The organism is Pseudomonas agronomica (assembly GCF_025917275.1).
GTDB classification, from domain to species: Bacteria; Pseudomonadota; Gammaproteobacteria; order Pseudomonadales; family Pseudomonadaceae; genus Aquipseudomonas; species Aquipseudomonas agronomica.
Genome location: NZ_JAOSHO010000477.1, coordinates 1 through 3,741 on the forward strand (window position 1 = coordinate 1; position 3,741 = coordinate 3,741).

3 protein-coding genes are annotated in these 3,741 nt (G+C 59.1%); 1 reads left to right on the forward strand and 2 read right to left on the reverse strand.

The annotated features are described in order from the left end of the window. Positions 1-55: 55 nt before the first annotated feature. Complete coding sequence (locus OC610_RS22985) at positions 56-724, reverse strand: polysaccharide lyase family 7 protein (protein ID WP_264431067.1); 669 nt, start codon at positions 722-724, stop codon at positions 56-58. A 328-nt stretch (positions 725-1,052) separates the two neighbouring features. Further along, positions 1,053-1,724, reverse strand: a complete 672-nt coding sequence (locus OC610_RS22990; RefSeq protein ID WP_264431069.1) for a polysaccharide lyase family 7 protein — start codon at positions 1,722-1,724, stop codon at positions 1,053-1,055. 326 nt (positions 1,725-2,050) lie between these two features. Between OC610_RS22990 and OC610_RS22995 the strand changes: the two genes are divergently transcribed. Continuing rightward, the coding region (locus OC610_RS22995; protein WP_264431071.1) for a putative bifunctional diguanylate cyclase/phosphodiesterase at positions 2,051-3,741 on the forward strand (1,691 nt) is incomplete at its 3' end.

Consider the following 3,741-nt stretch of genomic DNA (forward strand, 5'->3'; position numbering starts at 1 on the left):
GCAAGCTCCCTCGCCACGGGGCGTCAATTCCTACGAGATTTTCAGAAGCAGAAAATCAGGTGTTGTGATCGATATCCAGCACGCTGAACGTCACTTTCCCACCTTCGCTGGTATAGCCCGTGTTGTCCTGCACATACACCCCGGCCTTGAAGTACAACGGCTTGTTGCGCCAGGCCGCGCCGACCGTGGTGTACCAACTGTTACCCGCGGCGGTAATGCCCAGGTCGCCGGTACGATCCAGGTGGATCCGGTAAGAGAACGACCGATTGAGCTTCACCCCCGTGGCTACGGTGATGACCCTGCCTTTGCTGTCATCGGGACGCATGCGGACCTTGGCGACGATGTTGCCGGTGGAGCTGGAGTCGCTGTATTGGTATTCCAGCTTGACCATGGGCTTGCTGCTGTCCTTCGTATGGATCTGGCCGATCACGATCTTGCCGCTGCTGGGCACTTGATTGACAACGAGAGTGGCCCGCAGCTGGTTGTCGGCGTCGGGGTAGACCCAGTTGCGCAGGGTGCCGTCCTTGTAGGTCTCGCGCAGTTCGCTGCGCGGGTAAATAGCATTCTCTGTCTTGGTGCCGGTCACCGGTGACCAGAAGTACACCGTGCTGCCTGAGGAGTTGAAATACTTGTCCTGAAACCCGTCCACCAAACGAGGGGTTTCGATGGTTTTTGGCGGGCTGCCTTCGGGAATGCTCAGGTTCCAGGTTGCAAGATCGACCATGTTCGGATCCTTTCTGAGGAGAAGAAATGATTTACGCCACAGCCGGAGGCTCTAAGACGCGCTTTTTCCGACGCCAAGAAGGGGTGGGGACGAAGATTTGACACAGTCGTCCGGCGGAGGGTTGGCGTCAGCAGACCGTCAGAGTGGCGTTTGCCGGTTTTGTGCCCGAGAAAAACGACCATTGGTCGATTATCTGGTTTTTGCGGGGAACCTTATGGGATGGCCATTTGGCAGCCTTGCCGGATTCAAGACCAAAAAAAGCACCCTGAGTCGGATGCTTTCTAAACGGGACGGCCGATAGCAGCGTTCCGTGCTGCTGTTACGGCGATCAAAGTGTGGCGTGTTTGATTTCCAACAGGCTGAACGTCACTTTTCCGCCTTCGGTGACATAGCCCGTGTTGTCCTGGACATAAACGCCGGCCTTGAAATACAGCGGCTTGACCTTCCAGGTCGGGTCGACGGTGGTGCGCCAGTTGTAACCCGCCGCGCTGATGCCCAGCGCGCCCTTGGGGCTCAGGTGGATCATGTAGGAAAAATTGCGGTTGAGGGCGACACCGGTGGCAACGGTAACGACTTGGCCCGTCTCGTCGTCAGGACGCATGCGCACCTTGGCAACGATGTTGCCCGTGGAACTTGAGGTCTTGTATTGGAATTCCAGCTTCACCATCGGGCTGGTGCTGTCCTTGGTATGAATCTGACCTATCACCACTTTGCCGGAGCTGGGCACCTGGTTGACAGCGATGGTCGCGCGCAGGGTGTTGTCCGCCGCCGGGTAAAGCCAATTGCGCAGGGTGCCGTCGGGATAGGTTTCGCGCAGTTCGCTGCGCGGGTAAATCGCGTTGGCCGTCTTGGTGCCGGTTACCGGGGCCCAGAAGAACACGGTGCCGGTTTCGGCATTGAAATATTGATCCTTGAACCCCTGCGCCAGGCGAGGGGTTTCGATGGTCATCGCCGGGCTGCCTTCGGGGATGCTCAAGTTCCAGGTTGTGAGATCGATCATGTTCAGGTCCTACGTATCGGGATGTAAAAAAGGGTGCGCCGTGTCGGGAGGCTTTAAACCGCCCTTTTGAAGCGTCTCGAAACGCTGGATAGGGGCTTTTCTTGTTTGACCGTTCGGCGGTTGTTTGACGTCAATTGACTGTCAGTGGTGTCATTGCAGCTTTTGTGCCTGACAGGGGTGACCGTTAGTCGGCTATTTCGGGCTTTGTCTGGATGATGGCGCGATGACACCTACTGCTTTTCAAAATCCCGGTCTAGAGTGAGATCACTGTATGTTGTCCGCCTTGCTCCATAAGGCGAACATGGCGCCCCGATAAGAGAAGCAGCATGGAATGCGCGCAACCCCCGTTTGGCGAAGACAGCTCTGTCCTTTTGATTGTTGATGACTACCCCGAAAACCTGCTCAGCATGCGAGCGTTGCTGCAGCGTCAGGATTGGCAGGTGATGACCGCGTCCTCGGGGATCGAGGCGCTGAACCTGCTCCTCGAACATGACATCGACCTGGTACTGCTGGATGTGCAGATGCCGGACATGGACGGTTTCGAAGTGGCGCGCCTGATGCGCGGCAGCCAGCGCACGCGGCTCACGCCGATCATTTTCCTCACCGCCAACGAGCAGTCCCAGGATGCCGTCATCAAGGGCTACGCCAGTGGCGCGGTGGATTACCTGTTCAAACCCTTCGATCCGCAGATCCTCAAGCCCAAGGTCCAGGCGTTGCTCGAGCACCAGCGCAACCGCCGGGCCTTGCAGCGCCTGAGCCAGGATCTCGAAGCGGCCCGGGCTTTCAACGCCTCGGTGCTGGACAACGCCGCCGAAGGAATCCTGGTGGTGGATGAGAACGGATGTATCCGTTTCGCCAATCCTTCTACGTGCCGTCTGCTCAATGCCACCGCCGAACAATTGCAGGGGATGCCTTTCCTCGATTTCCTGCAAAAGCCCCATATTCCCGAATGGACGGGCTCGGAGATCCATATCGCCTACCAGCGCGGCGAAACTTGGCGCCTGCACGATGCGGTGTTGCGTACCGCACCTGGCCAGCAGGTGTCGGTGGCCCTGTCCTGTGCGCCTTTGCCCTCGGAACAGAAGGCCATGGTGGTGACGCTCCAGGACATGTCGGTGGTCCGCCACCTGCACCAGCAATTGGAATTCCAGGCTGTGACTGACCCGCTGACCGGCTTGCTCAACCGCAGGGGGTTCTATCAGACGGCGGAAAACCTGCTGATGCGCAGCGAACGGCTGGAAAGCAACTGGGTGCTGCTGTACCTGGACCTCGATGGCTTCAAGCGCGTCAACGATTCGCTGGGCCACGATGCCGGCGATCGGGTGCTGCGCTGGGTGTCCGAGCAATTGAAGGCGTGCCTGCGACCCTTCGATATTCTTGCGCGGCTCGGCGGTGATGAGTTCACGGCCCTGCTGGACCTTGAAGTGCCCGAACAGGCTGCCAAGATCGCCGAGAAACTCATTGAGCGGGTTTCGATCTGCCAGCAGATCGAAGGCATGGACGTGACGCTGGGAGCCAGCATCGGCATCGCGACTTATCCGGATTGCGGCTCCAACCTCGATGGCCTGCTGCGCGCTTCCGACATCGCGATGTACGAGGCCAAGCGCGCCGGCCGCCAGCAATATCGTTTTTATGACCACGAAATGAACGGTCGAGCCCGTTCACGGCTGATGCTGGAAGAAAGCGTGCGCTCGGCCATCGAGAATCGCGACTTCAACATGGTCTACCAGCCGCAGGTCAGCATTGATGACGGACGCATTCGCGGGTTCGAGGCGCTGTTGCGTTGGCAGCACCCAAGCGTCGGCGATGTTCCGCCGGGCTTGTTCCTGCCGCTGTTGGAAGAGGCGCGGCTGATCAGCCGACTGGGCAGTTGGATCTACCACCGCAGCGCGGCCCAGCGCAAAGTCTGGGAGCGCTTGTTCGCCGAGGATCTGGTGTTGGGCGTGAGCCTGAGCAGCACCCAGTTCGGCATGCCGAACCTGGTGACCGAGTTGCGCCAGGTGCTGGAGCGCCACGC